Genomic DNA, 20,106 nt, shown 5'->3' with positions numbered 1-20,106 from the left:
TCATTGCAATGCCCAAGCAAAATAGGACGCGTTTGTGATGACGAAACCAACTGGTCAGAAAAGCTTTCAACTCAAGGCACCCGCATTTGTCATAGCATCTGTATTGATGCTATTCACGCTGTTTTCTGCTGGGTTATCCGCGCAGGAAAGTGCCTTGGAAGACGATGCATCTGATGCGAGCACCGAACTTCCCAGCGACGTATTCGCAGCGCCTGTGGTCGTTGACGGGGAAACGCTGTTCTTGGTGCGAGGTTTCAGCGCGTTGCCTGCCGAAGAAAGAGCGGCAGCTATCGTAAGGCGGATACTCGAAACAGCTGAGCTGCCCGAATTCATCGAACTTGAATATGAGTTGACCCCAAACGAGCTGGGCTTTGCGGTTCTGGCAAATGGGCGTCTTCTGACGATCACCACACAAGCTGATGCAGAGTATGAGCAAGTTGAACTTGAGATATTGGGAGAACTACATCTAGAGGCCATCAAAACCTCAATTGCCACTTACCGATCAGGCAGATCGAACGAGGCGCTGGTCGAAAGCGCGTTGGTTGCAGTGGTCTGGACAGTTGGATTTGCGGTGCTGACGATCTTGTTCCTGAAAGGGCGGTTGCGACCCATTGAATGGATTCAGCGTCTTACGATCAAAAAATTCACTCAAGTAGAAGAGGCGACCAACGCTGTCGTAAAAGGAAAGGCTGTTGCTCAGTTGATCGGGTTTGCGGTCAGCTTGTTCATGTGGATCGCATATTTCTTTATACTTTACGGTTATTTGACCTTTGTTTTGTTGTCTTTCGCCCAGACCCGACCTTTCGCACAATTGCTGCTGACATATGTGTCGCAACCCCTGATCGATGTCATTGTCGGTTTTGCCGGCTATCTGCCTGACTTGATCACATTGGTAATAATCCTGTTCGTGACAAGGTACCTCATAAGAGGCTTGCGGCTCTTGATGGACAATATCGAAGCCGGCACAATCGAATGGAAAGACTTTGAAAAGAGTTGGATCAGGCCAACGTTCAACATTGCGCGCGTTGTGATCATCGCGATTGCGATTGTTTTTGCCTATCCTCACATCCCAGGTTCAGACAGCAGAGCATTTCAGGGTCTTACCATTCTGGCAGGTCTGATGGTCTCTCTGGGGTCCAACACCGTTGTCAGCAACATGATGGCCGGTCTCTTTGTCATCTATCGACGCAGTACAAATATCGGAGACCGTATCAAAGTTGGCAATCAGGTAGGGGATGTGGTGGAAATCAAAATGATGGAAACCCTGATCAAATCAGTCAAAAACGAAATGGTGAGCATACCCAACGCGCAGCTTCTGAATTCCGAAGTCGTGAACTATTCCCGCAAGATTGACGGGCGCGGATTGCTTGTCCACACCACCGTCGGGATCGGGTACGAAGAGGCGCAGGACAAGGTGGAGGCGATGTTGATCGAGGCCGCCCATCGCACACGCGACCTCAAAAAAGCACCGCCGCCTTTTGTACTGTGGTCGCAATTGGCGGATTATGCGATCAATTATCAGATCAATGCGTTCACGACGAGAGGGTCCAGCATGCCGCGTATCCTGTCTGATCTGCATCGCAATATTGTAGATGTGTTTAATGAAAACGGTGTGCAGATCATGACCCCATCTTATGAAGCCGACCCTGCAGAGGCAAAGATACCCGCTGAAAACTGGAACGGAGAACTTGCCGTACGAAAACCAAACTGAAAAAGCGTCCTCACGTTCAGGAAAAGAAGGGAAAGTAATAGGTGTTAGAAGTAGTGGAACTCCTTTCAGATGAGGCCGGCAGCCCAAGTCTTGGATCGAAGACTGTCGGGTTTAAATTCGGCGATCACGCTCTCTTGCAAAACATGTCTGGCATGTCTGAGCCAACGGACTGCCGGCGCATGGTCTTTGTCGAATTACCTGTCGGATTTAAAAGTGCAAACCGTAGCCCTGACATCGATCAGACAGCAGTCGTCCTGAGTGGTTCACTACGCATCATGGCGCGAGAGGATGATGTAAGGCACCTTGAAGCAGGGCAAATTTTTTCCGTTCCGAAAGCGGCGGGTTCCCGTCATATGTTGGAAGTTGTGGGCGAAGTGCCCGTGCGTTTAATGGTCTTGCAAGCTTAAACTTTCCTGGGTCAACACTTACGCGCCCAACTCGGTTTGGTGGCCGCGAAAGCGCTGACGGCGCCTGAAAAGCCCTGAAGCATGCACCGTCAAATAAGACCATGAAGAGCGCTGATCTTAAAAAACGTTGATACCGGCACATCCACCACGCGGATGCAATTTCGTCATCGGAAGCGAAATTCGGTGTTTCTGGAGGGGGGGTGGGGGGACGTTATTCCTCAATCGTTGCGCCGTCGGTGCAGGGCGAAAGGGATGTCTCATACCGCCACCGCACCCGCAAATTCTGGGCCATTTCTGAGTGGCGTTTCGGGGCGCACTTGGGAGCATGTCGGGCAGTGGCTAGCTAAGGCGAGTGGTGGTGCTCTGAACCTTCCATGGGTTGCGCTTTGCGCTTGCTGTGTTGTCCTGAACCTTTCGAAACTGAGGTTTTCGTGATGAGAGCCGTTTTGAAATGTTTAATCTGTCCGATCTTCCGACGTCATCCTGGGCAGATGCGGGTCAGCGTGATGCCGGGGCTTTCTCAATCCGCTCTGCACGGCCCCGACGATATGCGCGGGGCCCTTGCTTCACGGGACATATTCTGGCGCGCCGTGCTTCAGGTGCCGCGGCCAAGCCGCTTCAGGGATGTCCTCGACTCCGATTCTGGGTCGAACCATGACGGCGCGCTCGGCAGTCGCCCGTTGTCTCCAAATCCATCGCGGACAAAGGCGCATTCTTTGTCAGTCGCGCGATCTCTTACATCAGGTCCTGCATCCTCGACACATGCGACCGGCCCATCCATGGCCCAGCTTCACAAGGGAAGGTAAAGTGAACAAAGGATTTCATAAAGGTTTGGAAAAAGCCGGGCTGGCGATGCTGCGCATCAAGCGCAATCCGGCGGGGTCAAAAACCCGAGGCGCTAAGCTCATGTTCCAAAGAGATCAACACAAGCCAGCGGCGTCGGCATTTTCTCGACAAAAGCGTGGCGAGTGATGGGGCCGATCTGAAATGAGGCGTGCCGCACTGGAAGAGATTATTGACACTTGGTCGGTCGCGGGACGCAACTCTCCTTGCGTCAAACAACGCCCAAGTCACGAACGGCCAGCCACGTGATTGACGCCGCAATCACTGCGGCGGTCGGAACGACGCAAAAGCTGATCCCAATGCAGTAGAGAACTTCGAGCGACCTTTCGATCATCGCGAGACGATCCGCATGAGCAACCGGCTGTACTTGAAACGTCTTTGCGTATTCCGGAATTGACCGAAAAATAGGTGTAGTTACGGCGTAAAATCAACGCATCTTGGGTTTGCCTTTTCCATTGCGGATGTCATGCTGGCGATCTGACGCGGAACGCTAAAAACAAGGAAGGGTCGGAATGCTGAAGCCGATCGCACGCATAACATTGGCCGCCATCGCTCTTCTCTTGATCCTGATCGGGTTGGCGTGGGCCGTCCTCGCGGTTCCCTTTTTTAGCGGGTTTCGGAGTGCTCTGGTTTCCGACTTGTTGACCGAACAGATTGGCCAACCGCTTCTCGTAAACGGAGACGTGAGTGTTGCCGTAGGCCCGACAAGCCGTATTCGCGCAAAGGGCGTGCAAATTCCCAGTGAGAACCTGACTGAAGTAGATCTTGCAAAGCTTGATAGTCTGGACTTTGACATTGATCTGTTGGCGCTTCTGGACGGGCGTCTGGATTTGAACAATCTCTTTGTCGACGGTCTGCAGGTGAATCTGTTTGTGCGGGAGGATGGCGCAACGAGCTTCAGTGAGCGTGAAATGACCTCGATGGCCCCGGGTCCTTCCGGGTCGGCTGACGCACCGGACACATCGGCAACGCAAAATCGGGACACAGACGCGGGACAAGAAGGGCTTCTTGCGTTTTTGAAATCGCGGACTGTCTCGTTGAGCAATGTTGGCCTGGTCGTGGATGATGAGATTACCGGTTTCGAGTTTGCATTTTTGCTCGACGATTTTACTCTTGAACAGCTTGATGCCGGGAAGACTTTAAAGGTTTCGAGCACCGGTATGGTAAATGGGCAACCCTTTGTGCTTGAAGGGAATTATCCGGAATCTGCCCCCTTTGAGACGCATGCGGAATTCAGTTCTGTTTCTCTGTCCTTTGACGGCGCACCGGCAGGGTCAGATTACGCAACGGGTTTCACCGGCCAGCTCGACATCAACGTGGCAGGCGCGGGAGACTTGCTGGATGTTTTGAAGCTCAAACGGTCTTTCGACGGATCGGGCACTTTGAAGGCACAGATCGACAACAGTTCGGGTGGGACCAAATTCTCTGACCTGAGTGCCGCATTGGAATTGGAGGAAGGACAGCTGATATCGATCAACGGGCGCATTGAAAATGCAACCAAACTGCTTGGCGTTGACTTGACATTTGATGCACGGCTACACGGTGAAAACAATGCGCCACCGCGTGCAAAAGAGCTTTCTGAGTTGAAGCTCACGCAAATTTCAAGCCGGATCATCACGCGGGAAGACGCTTTGGAACTGGACGGCTTGGTTCTTTCGACCAACGCTTTTGAACAGGGGTTGGAGAAAGTTGGGCCGGTTTCCATCGGTCAAATTCGCCGCACGGAAGAAGGCACACTGGCTCTCGAGGACATTTTTCTGCAAGCGGGACCAGAAGAAAGCCCGATATTGGTGGCGAATGGGAACATCTATAATGTTCTCGACCTGCAGGATCTTGACTTGGAGGGTCGGATCGACGCACCGGCATCGCTGGTTTTGACGGGCCTGGATGCGAGCGCTGCGGACGCATTTGGCGGTGTTGAGGCGGAATTCGCACTGGATGACTCGGCCGGGGCGCTGGCACTGACAAAACTGCAGGCGCGTGCTGTTGATACTGACGTTTGGCGTATGCAGGCAAATATCCATACCGGCGATGTGAGAGCGTTGGACGATCTGCGGGCGGATTTCAGTTTGGGGATTGCGAGCGGGGCGGATTTCCTGCGAGCCTTGGGCCTCGAACCCGTTGACACCGGTGCTTTTGCTTTCGATGTTTCAGCGCGGGGTGAGGCGGGCGGTTGGTCCGGCGATTTGGGACTTGCAGCCGGAACCTCGGAAGTTAAAAGCGCAGTAACGGCGAGAGAGGAAAACGATCGTCAGGTGCTGCGAATTTCAATGGTCAGCGACGATTTGGTGTTAAGCGATTTGCAGAATGCCGTGGCCGGGCTGCGTGAACTCGGCAAAATCGGGCAACAATCCGGGTCTTCAGAAAATGCTGCGACGCCTGACGCCAACGAGGTCGCGTTACAGCCTTTGGTGCTTCCCGAAGCCAGCGTAGCGGACGAAGTAACCAAAGATACCCCGGCTGCGGATGACGGCGAGAACAAGACAGACACGTCGGCGGGAGATCTCACTGATTTCGACAGTTTTTTGCGAAACACGGACCTTTATGGACGGTTGGAATTCAAGAAGATCCAAGGCGTCCAAGGCATTACCAGCCTGTCGAGTGATTTCGTATCTGAGGGCGGCAAAGCGCGCCTCGGGCCTGTTAAGTTCTCTTATGGTGGGGGAGTTTTCGAATTTGAAGCCAATGCAGACGCAATGGAAAACCCAAAGTATGTTTCACTTTCAGGATCAACTTCGGGCTGGACGCTTGGAGAAATACTGAAAGAGGTCAATGTTGACTTCGACGCCGATGGAGATTTAAGCGGACGGTTCAATGTTTCAGGTAACCTTTCTTCTGCGACCGTCTTTCTCGAGACGATGGTGGGCACGGCCCAGATCGAGATGCGCAACGGTCAGGTCGCCACAAGCCTGTTGGAGCTTGCCGGTCTGGGTGTTTTTCCATGGCTTTTCTCGGAAGAACTCAGGCAGGGTTACACAAATGTGGTTTGCGTAGACATTCCCATCGACATCAACGGCGAAGGTGTATCTTTTGATGCGGTTGTTGCCGAAACAGAAAGTGTCCAACTGGTCGCCAAGGGATCTGTCGACCTGAAACGGGATACCGTTGCCGTCAGAGCTGAGCCCCGTCCTGTAGGCAAACCGCTCGCACGGTCGGCTTGGCCATTTGACGTAACGGGAAAACTGTCGGATCCGCGTTTCAAACTTGATATTGGTGGGTCTCGGAGCGTACGCGCTGACGGTGCAGATGAAATGCCTGCTGACCGCGAACCTTGTCGGCCGGATATTTTCCAACTGCGTTAGGATTTTGCGTCACTCGCTGTTTACTGGCACGGGCTGGGCGTCCTGACACGCGAGAACCTCACGGATAGCCCGGCTTGTTCCTGTCAGATCAAGCTCGAATTGCGCGCCGCCACTGCCGATGATGCGGACTGTTTGCCTGCGTGCAAATTCTTGAACGAAGGCTGGATTGTTGAAAAAGACGTAGCCGCCAGGCATGCCGTTTTCGATTTTTCCGAGCGCTGCCCCGCCAAATCGAGAACGACCAAAGTCAAATTCGACTTCGCCCGTCACCCCGTCAGAAATATGCGTCCAATCGGAATTGTAAATTGCAAAAAATCCGCCATCCAAAGTCGGCTCGGCTCCCAATTGGACTTCACTACCGTCTCCGAGTTTTCGGGAGGCAAAGCATCGACTGGCATCATCAGTCTTTACTTGGATCGTCCACTCGCCAAGGCTCTTCCATAGCTGGTTGGCGATGACCAATTCTGGCAAGATCAAGAGAAAGAGTATCGGAAAGACAAACCTCAAATGGAACTCCGAAGCGTAAGAGCGAGCTCATCCGGATTCTCACTCGAAACCAGAACTAGCATAGAGGCAAAGTGTATATTGTTTCCGCAGAATTTAAAGTGCGATCTCGGGATGTTCAACAACACTTTCAACGTCCTTGTCGAGACGCGAGCTTGCGCTTGGTCGGCAGTTTGAACCTGTCTGACATCAGACAAAAGACATTCAGGAAGGCGCGAATGAAACCATCGACCTCGGTGAAACCGTTTATGAATTTGGTATTAGCCAGATCGGTAGATGGCTCAATGAACGGGATATCCCAACGCATGTGGATCTTTGGGAACACGAAGCCGGAGCCCGGCAGTTCAAGCTCATGAACTATGAGATAAGTCATGGCGCGCGGCCTTTTCGGCGGTGGAGCCATAGAAACGTGCGGGCTCTCTGGATACGATTTAATTTTGGCAACAAGGCTTGGCCAGCCGTCTTGCCCCAAATCAAAGCAGAGTTGATCGAGGCTCAGTCGTATGCGGCGACCTGTTTGCATGCCCCGATACGTGACACGCCAGGTCAGGACGCTGAGAGCCGGGATCGTTGGTAGAACTCGTTTTTTGGGCCTTCAGCAGGCTGCTGAAAAACCCCTTATCGACATGGCTTTTCGCCCGTGATTCAAATGTTTTGGAGGATACTGGAGTTGCGAATGCGTGGATCGGACGAGACGATGGGTGCCTTATTCAGTTATGTTGATTTCGAAGAGCGGATACCAGCAAAACACCCACTGCGCTTGATCAGGCGTATTGTGAATGACGCGCTTCGCGGTCTGGATACTGATTTCGCGGCGCATTATTCCGATGAAGGCCGCCCCTCCATCGCGCCGGAGAGGCTGATCCGGGCAAGCTTGTTGCAAATTCTGTTTTCGATCCGCTCTGAGCGGCAGATGATGGAACAAATGAATTACAACCTGATGTTTCGCTGGTTTGTCGGGCTTGGCATCGACGATCCAGTCTGGGTCGCAACGGTCTTCACCAAGAACCGCGATTGGCTACTGACCACAGATATGTCCCGCAAGGTGATGGCCGCGATTTTGGCCCACCCCGAGGTCGCGCCGTCGTTGTCGGATGAGCACTTCTCGGTCGATGGTACCCTCATCAAGGCACGGGCTTCTATGAAGAGCTTTCAACCCAAAGCGCTGCCGGAAGGGAGCAATCCGCATGACCCGCCGCCGCCATCTGACAAAACCCCAGCCAAATCCGAAAAACCCTACATGCCCGAGACCCCGCCAATGCACAGCAAATCCCGCAACGCCGACATTAGCTTCAAAGGTGAGAAACGATCAAACGCCACCCATGCCTCGGTCACAGATCAGGACGCGCGGTTCTACAAGAAATCATCCGGCTCGGGCGCTGTGCTGTGCTTCATGGGGCATACGTTGATGGAAAACCGAAACGGAATGATCGTGCAGGCTTAGCTATCGACGCGACCGGACGCGCCGAGCGCACAGCCGCGCTTGACATGGTCCACCGCCATGCACCTGGTTTGATGCGGCAGCTCACGCTTGGCGCGGATAAGGGATACGACAACGCAGATTTTGTCGCCGAACTGCGGCAGGCTTGCGTGACACCGCATATCGTGCAGAAGGCTCGATATTCTGCTATCGACGGTCGAACCACCCGGCACCCCGGCTACACTCTGTCTCAAAAAGCACTAAAGAAGATCGAAGAACCGTTCGACTGGGCCAAGACCGTCGGCGGAATGACCCAGACTGTTCATCGAGGTATCGAAAAGGTCCGCGCCAAGTTCACTATGACGATGGTGGCTAACAATCTGGCGAGGTTACCAAGGCTGCTGGTGGCATAACAGCCAGAAAATGGATGCGGTGACAGATCATAGTGCTGCGCCCCACTAGCAATGGAAAACCGCACAACCGCCCTAACAAAGAGGGTCCAAAACTACTCAAAAACACAACTTTTTCAGCAGCCTGTTAGGGGCCTTAGAAGTAACGACTGGCAGATGTGCAATGTTTGCGCCGTGGCGGGTTAAATTCAACTTCGCACTTCCCGTCGTCGTGGTGATGCCAAAACTCTTCTTCGTTGCTGGGAGGCCCATGTTGGGCGGTCGCGAAACGAGGCGTTCGGTCGCCTCGTAACAAATGAAAGACGCCTCTGCTCAATCCGCCGGTGCCTCAATCAGGCTAAGTATATGCAGATAGGTTTCAGATGCAAAGAACACTAGTTAAAAATTGGCGATGCGGTTTGCCGCCCGATCAGGCGGGTCGGGGTAGGCATGCCCGATTGCGATCTCCGCATTGCGCCCGGTGAGGTCATTCCTCCAATTGGACAGAACCAGTTCGATGCTGATACCGGAATGCATCTGGCGAAACGCGACTAGGCTGCGCGGCGGCGCAAAGGCTTCCAGAGCGCCGCTTGATGTGGTGCGTGCGGTGGCCTCGACCGCCGGACTTCGTTTGGTCGCTGGCCGTCGATGCACTCATTCAGGTCGATGAATGGGTAACACTGGATACCGAGCATCCCGATTGCATTTTCCGGTTTTTCCAGCGAACCTTCAGTGCCACGGTTGCGAGCAAACCGCGATGCTGCTTCAATACCCTTCACCTTTTGCCGGTCGATCTTGATGTCGGTATGGTGCGCCCAGTACCAGACGATCCGGAAGGACCTCAGGTAATACCTGTCGCGCAGTTACGGGAGGTCTTGAAGATCTCAGCAGGTGTTTGATTGGCGGGGTACTTCGGAACTGACCTGGCAATCGTCAGGCCGCGCCACCAGACGTTTGGAAGGCATCCCGCCGACCATAAAAGCTGGACCCGCCCATTCCGAAAGAGCAACAGGCGTTGCGGGCACTGCAGAACTTCTCGGCGTACTGAGGTATTCTGAACTTGCGTTGATTATCGCGTTTTTCGTTCGTCACAAAAAGCGTCGTCCACCCCAAGTCAGTGAATTTATAGAAAGTGTTCCGAGAGATTGGGCAAATCTACACAATCGCGTTGGAGGTCTGGGAACAGGGCCACTGTCTAAGGAGGGCCATCTGATGCATCCACAGGCGGTTTGCAGGATGCTCGGCGGAGCGTGAAAGCATAGTTTGCTAAAAACAAACCGCTAACGCTGGTCGGCTTGGAAACCCAAGCCGACCATCTATGGTTACTCAGCCGGTTCGCTGACCGATTTTGCACGTGTTTCCTTTTCGACGGCGTAGTTGTTCTGCGCTGTTTCGACCGCTTTCGCATGAATTTCGGCGAGCTCCGGACGCATTTTCTGCGCCCGCATGGCGGCATTCATTGTCGAGAGATGTTGACCCTGAAAATGCGGGAAAACCTCTCGTGCAATGAGTTCATAACTGCGCCGTGTGGCATCAAAATTTGCCCAGTTGTGAGCGAGCATCAGATAGGCACCGAACCCGCCATTGCTTTGCGTCCACAGACGGTCAATTTGTGCGCGGCACATTTCTGGCGTGCCAATGGCGCCAAATCCGCTGTCGTTTATGAAATCAATCATCTCCTTTGCGTTTTGGCCGGGCATCGACATTTGCGGGAAGGCGGCGATTTCCTGAAAATAGTTGAACCAGTGTTCAATGCCATATTCCACGTCACGTTTGGCCTGTTCCATCGTTTCCGCGATGTGGCACAGCCCGACAAGTCGCCATTTGGAGCGATCCGGCGTGTGACCGTAATGTTTGGCCTCTTCCTCGATCACATCCCAATGCAAGGCAAGCGCATCAAAGCCGGCAGCAGTTGTGGCCCCGATGGAGATCATCCCGGTGCCGTATTTACCCGCCAGTTTTGGCCCTGTCGGTGAGGCCACAGCGGCTGTTGCGAGATCGAAGTTGGAATAGGGGCGCAGATGCAATCGCGCGTCTTTCAACGTCCAGCGGTCATTTTCAAAATTCACGGGTTCATCCGAGCGCAGTAACCGCGTGATGACATCAAGCCCATCCGCCAGCAGCCCGCGCGTGTCCTTTTGCGACAATCCGATCATCGCGGCGTCTGTGGGCAGAGAGCCAGGCCCAAGGCCCAACATGACCCGGCCCCGTGTCAGATGATCGAGTTGCACGATCTTTTCGGCGACCCACAGGGGATTGTGATAGCTGACCGATACAACCCCGGTGCCCAGTTTGATGCGCCGTGTGCGCGGTGCCGATGTGGCAATCATCAGTTCCGGGCTGGCCGAGATTTCGGATCCGGCTGAGTGATGTTCGCCAAACCAGACTTCGTCGTAATCACATCGGTCCAGCCATTCGACCAGTTCAAGGTCTTGTTCAAGAGCGAGTGTGGGGTTGATGCCCGGCTTGTGAAACGGGGCCAGAAATATGCCAAAACGCATACGATCTGTCATTCGGTCTTCCTCCCTTTGGGCCAAGGCAGATTGCGCTCGGCTCCGGAAAGGTTAACGCAACGTTTCATTTACGCCAATTCAATTCTGGGTGGAAACGTAAACCCAGAATAAGGCGTTTTTCTCACAAGGATCAGGCTTGGCGCGCAAGATGGGCGCATCCATGCAAATATTCACACCACAAGAGCCGCCAGCTTGTAGCCAACCCCATGAACGGTGCGGATCAGATCGTCACTTTGGCTGGCGCCGCCCAGCTTTTTTCGCAAGCGCACCATATGGGCATCTATTGCCCGATCCGTGATCTGCACGGAATTACCATATACGCTGGCCAGGATCTGTTCGCGGCTCAGAACGTTTCCCTGAGCATCCGCAAGCGCCCGCAGAAGCGCAAATTCCGTGCTTGTCAGCCCCAGTTCCTTTTGATCGCTGATGTTGCGCACAACCGAGCGGATCAGGTCAATTTCCAGATTGTCAAAGCGCAGTACATTTGTCGCGGTGCCGCCCCGCGGATGTGCAGTGTTGTAACGCCGCATGACAGAGCGGATCCGCGCCAGCAATTCCCGCGGCTCATAGGGTTTGGTCACATAGTCATCCGCCCCCAGTTCCAACCCAACGATACGGTCAAACACCTCATCGCGCGCGGTGAGCATGATCAGGGGCGTGTCCGTGTCACCGCGAATGCGTTTTGCGACGTCAAATCCGTCCTCATCCGGCAGGATCAGATCCAGAACGATCAGATCGAACTGTTCCGTCTCGAGGATTTTGAACAGTTCGGCTGCCGTTGACGCGGTCGCGGCCCTGTAACCGTGGCGGGTAAGAAACCGGTCCAAAAAAGATGTCACCTGCTGGTCGTCATCAACAACCAGAATCTTCTGTTCCATGTCTGTCGCACTCCCGCACCCTGCGCGCTAACCGTATTTTAACTTGTGGTGCACCGCAACTCGCGACAGGCTGTCGGCATGACCAAATCCGCAGCAAACGTCTCGATGCGACACCCGCTCAGGGCGGCCTTGTCTGCGATGGCGCTTGTTGTGGTGACTGTTTTACTGGGCGGCGCACTGGGTGTTCTGACGCAGGCACAGTTCAATGACATACGTCAAAGCTGGCTTGAATATTCGGAAGGGGCGGAGCGCAAAGGCATCCTGCTCAGCGAAGTGCGCGAGCTTTTGGGCTATGGCGGTGTGATCCACAACTACAAGAATTTCGTGCTGCGCCAGGATCCGGTGTATCTGGAGATTACGGAAAGACAACTCTCGGAACTCGACGCCATTTTATCCCGGTTTCGCAACCTCGAGTTATCGAGCGCGGAAAAGGACGCCCTTCAGTCCATTGAAAGCACCATCGATGAATATGCCCGAAAGCTGCCGATTGCCATTCGCGCTGCCGAGGCCGCGTGGTCGGCTGAAACGACCGACGCACTTGTTCGTGTCGACGATCAGGCGGCCATCGCGGGTTTGGCCAATCTGGAAAGGATATGGGCAGGTTTGCAGGCCAGCAGTACGCGACGACTGCTGGCTGCGGTGGGGCAGGGACAGCAGCTGATCTGGATCGGATTTCTGTCAATTGCCGCGCTTGTGATGGCTGCAATGGTCGTGGGATGGCTTTTGCTCTTATTATTTCGTGATTTGCGGCATGCGGTGGCGGATTTGGCTGAAGAGCTGTCTGAACGCAAAAGGTTGGAAGCGTCTGAAGGGCGTCTGGCCACAGCTGTCGAGCAAAGTCCGGCGACGATTATCATCACGGATACCGAGGCCCGCATTCAATATGTAAACAGCAAGTTTGCTGAATTGACGGGCTGGGCGCTGGAGGATGTGAAAGGGCAAACTCCGGCGTTCTTGCAATCCGGTGACACGGAAGACCATGTATATCGTGACATTCGCGTTGGGCTGGCCAAGGGCGAAGCCTGGCACGGCATATTTCGGAACCGCAAGAAGGATGGCACGAACTATTGGGCGGATACTACTATTCTGCCGTTGGTGTCGCCCGAAGGCGGCATTCAGAATTACATCGCAATCGGCGAAGACATCACCGAAAAGCGGCAAGCCCATGATCAGGTGGTGCGCGCCCAAAAGCTCGAGGCTGTCGGACAATTGGCTGGCGGGGTCGCGCATGATTTCAACAATATTCTGACGACCATCGTCGGGTCGGCCCATCTGGCGTCGCTGGATGCCTCCGAGGGCAGCGATCTGGCCGGCGAGATTGCCCAGATTGATATCGCCGCGCGCCGCGCCCAGAGTCTCGTGCGCGAATTGCTGACATTTGCGCGCCGCGAGCCCAGTGAGATGCGTGCGGTGAATCTTGGCACAATCATTGAGGAGGTGACGGGGCTTCTAAAAGCGTCCACGCCGCCGATGATCACAATTGAATACATCCCCAAGGGGGAGCCGCATTTTGTGCGCGGGGATCAGACCCATCTACACCAGATTGTGATGAACCTGTGCCGAAATGCAGCCGAAGCCATGGAAGGGGCCGAGGGACGGATTGATCTGTCTGTGGCCCCGTGCAGTGCCCCCAAGGACGCGGCAGAACGGGCGGACGGATGGATCTGTTTGACGGTAAAAGATGATGGGCCCGGCATGTCCTCCGAAACACAACGGCATTTGTTTGAGCCGTTTTTCACGACCAAACCGTTGGGTAAAAGCTCGGGGCTGGGGCTTTCTGTCGTTTACGGCCTGGTCAACGAGATGGGCGGCGAAATTTCTTTCACCAGCGACCTTGGCGCAGGTAGCTGTTTTTCGATCATTCTGCCGGGCGCTGTGGCAGAAGATCAAAGCGCGGTCTCTGCAGACGATTCAACGCCCCGGGGGAGCGAGCGTATATTGCTTGTGGATGACGAAACCGAGGTCCTTGCCACGTTTCGCCGTCTTCTGACGCGGCTTGGTTATAGGGTCGAGGCATTTTCCTCGCCGTTGACGGCGCTGGAAAGGTTTCGAGCAGACCCAAAACGGTTTGATTTGGTGATATCCGATATGGTCATGCCGGGATTGAGCGGGGAAGAACTGGTGCGGGCGGTGCGCGCGTTACACCAAAACATCCCGGTGATTTATTGCTCTGCTTACAAACCGCGCAAGGTTACAGTTCCGGGACCGGCTCCCGTGATGATCGACAAACCAGTACAACCTGCAACACTTGCGCAGCAAATACGTATCTTATTGAATTGATTTCCTGAGTGCGGATCGTTTGCGAAAAGCAGCGGGTCATCGCAACAAATCGTCGCAATTTGTTACAAACCGCAATCCTGCGCGCAACATCTTTCCCGGTTTTGGTTGTTAACCTTTGCTCAGGGGAACGGTTGGCTCTCGCCACAGTGGCGGGTTCATTTCGCAAATACCCAATTCAAAAATAAAAAGTGAAGGCAATATCTGTCTGAACTTTCAAGCTTTTTTCAAGTCGGTGCTTTGGTGCGCCGCATGATGGCGGCTGGCACGTATCCAGTCGCTGCACAGTCGCTAGGCCACACATGCCCAGTAAGAAGGAGAGCTCGATGAAACGAACACTGCAAGCGGTTTGCGTGCTGGTTTTGGGGGCGGGTGCGGGAAACGCACAGGATGTCACACCAGACCCCGCCATAGAGGTGGACGCCGCGCGCGCCGAGTTGGGCAAGCGCATGTTTTATGATACGCGCCTGTCGGGCGACACATCCCTGTCCTGCTCTAGCTGCCATCAACCCGACAAGGCGTTTACCGACGGCGAGGCGCTGTCACAGGCCTACACCGGAGCGGGTCATTTCAGAAACGCGCCAACCCTGGCGAATGTCGGATTTCGTGACGCCTGGATGCATGATGGTCGTTTGGGGACCAACCTGAACGATGTCGCACGTGAGATGATCACCGAAACCTATCTGATGAACATGGACATGCGGATCATGCAGGAACGCATGAAACAGGATCCGATCTATGTGGAAATGTTCGCTGCCGCTGGCATGTCGGAGCCTTCCAATGGCGGCGCTCGCAATGCGTTGATGGATTTCATGAAGACGATCCAGTCGCGCAATGCGCCGTTTGACACCGGCGAAATGTCGGCGGCCGCAACGCGCGGGCAGGGGATCTTTGAGGGCAAGGGCGGGTGCATCGCCTGCCATTCCGGATCGCGTTTCACTGATGACCAGCCGCACAATACGGGTGTGGCAACAAGCCCAGATATCTGGGCGGATCCCATGCGCCATTCCGCCTTTGTCACCTATGCCAAATTCATGGGCGTTGAGAATTATATGAACCTGCGTGAGGATCTGGGGGCCTATATCCGGACCCATAGTTCCGACACCAAGCGGACTTTCCTCACCCCCTCGCTGCGCGAACTGACATGGACCGCACCTTACATGCACAACGGCTCGATGGCGACGCTCGGCGATGTGGTTGATTTCTATGATGCGGGCGGTGGCAATGACACTCTGAAAGATCCGCGCCTGAAACCCATCGGCCTGGTGCCCAGCGAAAAAGCCGATCTGATCGCGTTTCTGGAAAGCCTGTCTGGCGAGAGTTTCGATACCGATGCCTACGTGTGGCGCGAAGACGATTTTGACTACGAAGTGATCGAAAACTGGCGTGAGCAACCCAACTGATGGAGGTCATCATGACACATAAAACTCGGATCTCCGCGCTTTTTCTGGCCACCTGCATTTCCGGCGCGGCTCTGGCGGATGGGCATCGCCCCTCGGAACTGGCCGCATTGGACCCCCCAACAGCCCCGGCGGACAACCCGCAAACGCCTGCAAAAATCGCGTTAGGGGAAAAACTGTTCTTTGACCCGATCCTGTCAGGCAATGGTGAGATGTCCTGCGCCTCTTGCCACCGCCCCGAAGCGGGTTGGGCCGTGCAGGACAAGATCAGTTTTGGCTATCCCGGCACCACCCATTGGCGCAACAGCCAGACAATCGTGAACTCAGCTTACTACAAAAAGCTGTTCTGGGCCGGGGCGTCAGGATCGCTGGAACATCAGGCAAGGTCGGCTGCGCGCGGGGGCGTGGCGGGTAACGGCGAGGATGATATGATGGAGGCGCGTCTGGCCTTTGTGCCGGAATACCGCGCCGCGTTCCGCGAGGTCTACGGCGATAAATACCCGCTCGTGCGCCACGCCTATATGGCGCTGGCGGCCTATCAACGCTCGATCGTGCAAACTGATACGCCATTTGACACTTACATGCGTGGGGATGATGCCGCGCTGAGTGAGGCACAAAAACGCGGGCTGGATCTATTCACGGGCGCGGCAAATTGTACCGCCTGCCACAGTGGAGCGCTGTTGTCCAATGAGGCCTATTACAACATCGGTGTGCCGCCCTATGACGGGTGGGAAGACGATGCGCTGGCACAGATCACCTTTCGGTTCGAGCTTTATGCCAAGGGCTCGACAGAGGAAATGTACCGTGAAACCAAGGATGACCCCGGTCTTTATTTCCGCACCAAACAGAAAGCTGACAAAGGCAAATTTCGCGTGCCGAGCCTGCGGTATACCAAATACACCTATCCCTACATGCATAACGGCATGTTGGAGACATTGCGCGATGTGGTCGTGTTCTACAATGAGGGCGGCGGCGAGAATGAGTTCAGCGCGAATAAGTCCGAGTTGATCCAGCCCTTGGGCCTTGAAGAGGCGCAGGTCGACGACCTGGTTGCCTTTCTCGAAAGCCTGAGCGGAGATGAGATCCTGGTCGAGGAGCCGGATTTGCCAGAAATGCAGCCCCTGCCAGCCCCACAAAATTGATGAGGAAACAGTCATGAACCAGGTTGATCCCAGGATCCGTGCCGCGATCAACGGCACCAACGGCGAAGCCAAGAAGGCCGGCACGCGTAAGTGCCTGATGAGCCGGCGCGAATTCCTGCTGACCAGCGGCATCGCAACAAGCGTCGTGATGGTCGGCGTGCCGGGCATGCCACAGGCGCAAACACCGGCCGTGGTCTCCACATACCCCCGTAAACTGATCGCGAAACTCAGCGATCTCAGCGTCGATGAACCACTCGATTTCGAATACCCAGATGAAGGCGAATATGCAGAATCCATTCTGGTCAAACTGGGTCGGGAAGCGGGTGGGGGCCTCGGGCCGGACAAGGACGTGGTGGCCTTCAACTACACCTGCACTCATCAGGGCGGCCCGCTGCAGGGCACCTATCAGGCGGCTGACAAGGCGCTGGGTCCATGTCCGCTGCACCTGACAACCTTTGATCTGACGCGCCACGGTATTTTCATCGCCGGACAGGCCTATCAATCGCTGCCGCAGGTTTTGCTCGAACTGGATGGTGACGATATCTACGCCGTCGGCATGTTTGGCCTGATTTATGGCCGTTTCGACAATCTGCAAGGCTGAGGAGCACACCCATGTCCACGCCATATTATGTCCCTGAATCCTCGGTTCCGCTGCCGCCACCAGATGCCGACGTGATTTCAACCGCTTGTGATTATTGCATTGTTGCCTGCGGGTACAAAGTTTACCGCTGGCCTGTTGCAGGCGGTAAGGTCGGCGGTCCCAAAGCCGAAGACAATGCCTTTGGCGAGGATTTCCCCGTCGCCCCTTTGGGCGCTTGGGTGGCGCCCAATCAACACAACATTGTGCTGCACAACGGGGAACCGCACCATGTGGTCATCATCCCTGATAAGGACACGGATTTTGTCAATTACTCGGGCAACTCCTCGATCCGGGGCGGAGCGCTGGCCCAGAAGGTCTATAACCCGCAGACGCCGACGCGGGATCGTTTGAAATCACCTATGGTGCGGATGTTTGGCGTATTGATGCCCGTCACATGGGAGTTCGCGCTGGAAATCGCAGCAGAGGTCGGCAACCACGTGCTCGAAAAGCACGGGACCAATGCCTACGGCGTGAAGACCTTCTCCTATGGCTATATGGAAAACACTTACGCCATTACCAAATATGCGCTGCGCCACGTGCGCACGGCGAATTTTACCTTCCATGATACGCCCTCTGATGTGACCTCGACGCCCGGTTTCCGAGATGCAGGGTTTGATAATTTCGGTCCCAGTTACGATGATTGGGCAGAGGCCGACACGCTGCTGATGTGTGGCACGGACCCCTACGAGTCCAAGACGATCCTATACACTGATTATATCATGCCCGCGATCCAAGGCGGGCAAAAGGCGATCTTCCTGTTGCCGCGCCGCACCTCCGGCACCGCTTTTGCGGAGAAAAACGGCGGTATGGTCATCGACATCCAGCCGGGCACGGATTTGCCTGTGGTCTTGGCCATCGCGCGGGTAATTGTCGAAAACGGCTGGGAAGATGGCGACTGGATCAAAGACTGGGTCAACAACAAATGGGAAAGCTCATCTGGTTTCGGCCAGGGCACACGCAACACACCTTGGCAGTGGCGCACGACTTGGGGCAAGTTCCAGACGGCCGGTTTCGAGGATTGGAAAGAATGGCTGTTGAGCCAGGATTACGCCGAGCCGGAAAAAGCGGCTGAGATCGCCCAGATTGACGTACAGAAAATCTATACGGCAGCGGAATGGATGGCCAAACCGCGCGAGGATGGCACCAAACCCAAGACCTCGATCATGATCGAGAAGGGCTTCTATTGGTCCAATAACACCGGCAACACGCAGGCGATTTCTGCGCTTGGCATCATTACCGGCTGTGGCGGGCGTCCCGGTCAGGTCATTGGCCGGGCAGGGGGTCACCAGCGCGGGGGTCTGCGCGGGGGCGGGTATCCGCGCAACAAATCGCCCGAAAAACTGCCCGGGCGCCGGCGCCGCGCGATGGACACGGATCGGTATCTGATGAGCGGTCACACGCGGCTGGCACATGTGATCGGCACCACCTGGGTGCAGGCGATGTGTGGGTCCCAAAGCCTGCAGGCCAAGTTTGACGAGTTGACGACGCGCAACCCGCATCAGGTCCAGAGTTTCGAGAAGAAGGACATCATCGATACGTTGAAACGGCGTGCAGATTCAGGCGGCATGGTGGTTTGGAACCAGGACATCTACATGGTGGACCCGATTGGCGCGCGCTATGCGGATATCGTGTTTCCGGCCTCCGGGTGGGGCGAGGAAACATTCACCCGCGCCAATGGTGAGCGCCGTATTCGTCTCTATCCGAAATTCTATGATGCGCCCGGCGAGGCGAAACCCGATTGGTGGATTATTGCGCAGCTTGCAAAGAAGATGGGTTTTGAAGGGTTTGACTGGAAGGATTCAAACGAGGTGCTGGAAGAGGGCGCGCGGCATTCGCGCGGCTCGCGCAAGGATTTCTTCATGGTCAAGGTCAAGGCTGACCGTGAAGGCAAGACGCTGCACCAGAAGTTGGGTGAATTCGGAACCAACGGTATTCAAGGCCCTGTTTTGATGGACAAAGATGGTGCTTTGGTGGAAACTAAACGCCTGCATGACGTTGGCCGTGTGTTACCCGAAGAGGGGCCGATTGGCGCGAATGTGTTCAACAAGAAACTGACGCATTTCAACACGCAGACCGGCAAGTGCAACATTCAGAAAGCGCCTTGGGATCTGTTTTCCAGCTATTGGGAATGGCTCAAACCGCGCGAGGATGAGATCTGGATTTCTTCAGGTCGTATAAACGAGCGTTGGCAATCGGGCTATGATGACCGCCGCCGCCCCTATATCGTGCAGCGCTGGCCGGAAAACTGGATCGAAATCCACCCTTCGGTGGCCGAAGCGCGCGGCATTGAGAGTGGTGATTACGTTCAGATTTATTCAGATCGCATTCCGGTGCAGACCGATACGATCGTCGGCGTGGAGGGCAGCGATTTCGATTTCGCGTCCCTGCTCAAGAACGGTCATATCGAGCTGACCAAGGCCTCCATCACGGCCGTGGCGATTGTGACCCCAGCAGTGAAAGAAAACCTTGGGTATATGGATTTTCTGCATACTGCGCAGCCCGCGAATGCGCTGGCCGGGCGGGTCGTTGATTGGATCAGCGGGAATTACAACTACAAGATGGGTGTCGGCAAGGTTCGGAAAATGGGCGATAGCCCCTATAAATCGCAGTTCCGTTCCATGTCCTTTGCGCGCCGTGACATTGCCTGAACCTGAATGCGCAGGCCCAATCAGAAAGGTCG

Annotated in this window: 14 protein-coding genes and 1 pseudogene; 10 read left to right on the top strand and 5 right to left on the bottom strand. The window is 55.1% G+C overall.

Translation table 11 applies throughout. The features are described from left to right. Positions 1-37: 37 nt before the first annotated feature. From R8G34_02520 to R8G34_02505, 4 genes are all read left to right on the top strand, one after another. Entirely contained in the window at positions 38-1,711 is a 1,674-nt protein-coding gene (locus R8G34_02520; GenBank protein MDW3221753.1) for a mechanosensitive ion channel, read from the top strand. A 152-nt stretch (positions 1,712-1,863) separates the two neighbouring features. After that, positions 1,864-2,118, top strand: coding sequence for a cupin domain-containing protein (locus tag R8G34_02515; protein ID MDW3221752.1), 255 nt, complete (start codon positions 1,864-1,866; stop codon positions 2,116-2,118). An 807-nt stretch (positions 2,119-2,925) separates the two neighbouring features. Next, positions 2,926-3,090: a hypothetical protein gene (locus tag R8G34_02510; GenBank protein MDW3221751.1), complete on the top strand. Its 165-nt coding sequence runs from the start codon at positions 2,926-2,928 to the stop codon at positions 3,088-3,090. 383 nt (positions 3,091-3,473) lie between these two features. Beyond that, positions 3,474-6,263 (top strand): AsmA family protein, encoded by a 2,790-nt coding sequence (locus R8G34_02505; GenBank protein ID MDW3221750.1) that lies wholly within the window; start codon positions 3,474-3,476, stop codon positions 6,261-6,263. A 9-nt stretch (positions 6,264-6,272) separates the two neighbouring features. On the opposite strand, the gene R8G34_02500 is transcribed toward R8G34_02505, so the two are convergent. Continuing rightward, positions 6,273-6,770 (bottom strand): hypothetical protein, encoded by a 498-nt coding sequence (locus R8G34_02500; GenBank protein MDW3221749.1) that lies wholly within the window; start codon positions 6,768-6,770, stop codon positions 6,273-6,275. 127 nt (positions 6,771-6,897) lie between these two features. Beyond that, positions 6,898-7,140 (bottom strand): hypothetical protein, encoded by a 243-nt coding sequence (locus R8G34_02495; protein ID MDW3221748.1) that lies wholly within the window; start codon positions 7,138-7,140, stop codon positions 6,898-6,900. A gap of 303 nt (positions 7,141-7,443) precedes the next feature. On the opposite strand from R8G34_02495, the pseudogene R8G34_02490 reads away from it, so the two are divergent. After that, positions 7,444-8,600 (top strand): annotated as a pseudogene (locus tag R8G34_02490) (IS5 family transposase). Positions 8,601-8,975: 375 nt separating this feature from the next. Here R8G34_02490 and R8G34_02485 read toward each other — a convergent pair. The 3 genes from R8G34_02485 to R8G34_02475 form a co-directional block, all read right to left on the bottom strand. After that, positions 8,976-9,230, bottom strand: a complete 255-nt coding sequence (locus tag R8G34_02485) for a hypothetical protein (GenBank protein MDW3221747.1) — start codon at positions 9,228-9,230, stop codon at positions 8,976-8,978. 668 nt (positions 9,231-9,898) lie between these two features. Further along, entirely contained in the window at positions 9,899-11,089 is a 1,191-nt protein-coding gene (locus R8G34_02480) for an LLM class flavin-dependent oxidoreductase (GenBank protein MDW3221746.1), read from the bottom strand. A 170-nt stretch (positions 11,090-11,259) separates the two neighbouring features. Then, a complete protein-coding gene (locus tag R8G34_02475; GenBank protein ID MDW3221745.1) occupies positions 11,260-11,967 on the bottom strand; it encodes a response regulator transcription factor in 708 nt (235 codons plus the stop codon). Positions 11,968-12,045: 78 nt separating this feature from the next. On the opposite strand from R8G34_02475, the gene R8G34_02470 reads away from it, so the two are divergent. The 5 genes from R8G34_02470 to R8G34_02450 all read left to right on the top strand — a co-directional run bounded on the left by R8G34_02470 (position 12,046) and on the right by R8G34_02450 (position 20,074). Next, on the top strand, positions 12,046-14,247 hold the full coding sequence (locus R8G34_02470) for a PAS domain S-box protein (protein ID MDW3221744.1): 2,202 nt from the start codon (positions 12,046-12,048) through the stop codon (positions 14,245-14,247). 323 nt (positions 14,248-14,570) lie between these two features. Continuing rightward, a complete protein-coding gene (locus R8G34_02465) occupies positions 14,571-15,647 on the top strand; it encodes a cytochrome c peroxidase (protein MDW3221743.1) in 1,077 nt (358 codons plus the stop codon). Positions 15,648-15,658: 11 nt separating this feature from the next. Beyond that, positions 15,659-16,786, top strand: coding sequence for a cytochrome c peroxidase (locus R8G34_02460; GenBank protein ID MDW3221742.1), 1,128 nt, complete (start codon positions 15,659-15,661; stop codon positions 16,784-16,786). A gap of 13 nt (positions 16,787-16,799) precedes the next feature. Next, positions 16,800-17,387 (top strand): arsenate reductase (azurin) small subunit, encoded by a 588-nt coding sequence (locus tag R8G34_02455; protein ID MDW3221741.1) that lies wholly within the window; start codon positions 16,800-16,802, stop codon positions 17,385-17,387. An 11-nt stretch (positions 17,388-17,398) separates the two neighbouring features. After that, on the top strand, positions 17,399-20,074 hold the full coding sequence (locus tag R8G34_02450) for an arsenate reductase (azurin) large subunit (GenBank protein MDW3221740.1): 2,676 nt from the start codon (positions 17,399-17,401) through the stop codon (positions 20,072-20,074). Positions 20,075-20,106: the final 32 nt, after the last annotated feature.

It is taken from the genome of Paracoccaceae bacterium, from assembly GCA_033344815.1.
Lineage (GTDB): Bacteria > Pseudomonadota > Alphaproteobacteria > Rhodobacterales > Rhodobacteraceae > Roseobacter.
This window is presented reverse-complemented; position numbering and strand designations above follow the sequence as displayed.

Coding starts and splice junctions, on each gene's coding strand:
- R8G34_02520 (MDW3221753.1), top strand. CDS start 38: ATGACGAAACCAACTGGTCAGAAAAGCTTTCAACTCAAGGCACCCGCA.
- R8G34_02515 (MDW3221752.1), top strand. CDS start 1,864: ATGTCTGAGCCAACGGACTGCCGGCGCATGGTCTTTGTCGAATTACCT.
- R8G34_02505 (MDW3221750.1), top strand. CDS start 3,474: ATGCTGAAGCCGATCGCACGCATAACATTGGCCGCCATCGCTCTTCTC.
- R8G34_02495 (MDW3221748.1), bottom strand. CDS start 7,140: ATGACTTATCTCATAGTTCATGAGCTTGAACTGCCGGGCTCCGGCTTC.
- R8G34_02480 (MDW3221746.1), bottom strand. CDS start 11,089: ATGACAGATCGTATGCGTTTTGGCATATTTCTGGCCCCGTTTCACAAG.
- R8G34_02475 (MDW3221745.1), bottom strand. CDS start 11,967: ATGGAACAGAAGATTCTGGTTGTTGATGACGACCAGCAGGTGACATCT.
- R8G34_02470 (MDW3221744.1), top strand. CDS start 12,046: ATGACCAAATCCGCAGCAAACGTCTCGATGCGACACCCGCTCAGGGCG.
- R8G34_02465 (MDW3221743.1), top strand. CDS start 14,571: ATGAAACGAACACTGCAAGCGGTTTGCGTGCTGGTTTTGGGGGCGGGT.
- R8G34_02460 (MDW3221742.1), top strand. CDS start 15,659: ATGACACATAAAACTCGGATCTCCGCGCTTTTTCTGGCCACCTGCATT.
- R8G34_02455 (MDW3221741.1), top strand. CDS start 16,800: ATGAACCAGGTTGATCCCAGGATCCGTGCCGCGATCAACGGCACCAAC.
- R8G34_02450 (MDW3221740.1), top strand. CDS start 17,399: ATGTCCACGCCATATTATGTCCCTGAATCCTCGGTTCCGCTGCCGCCA.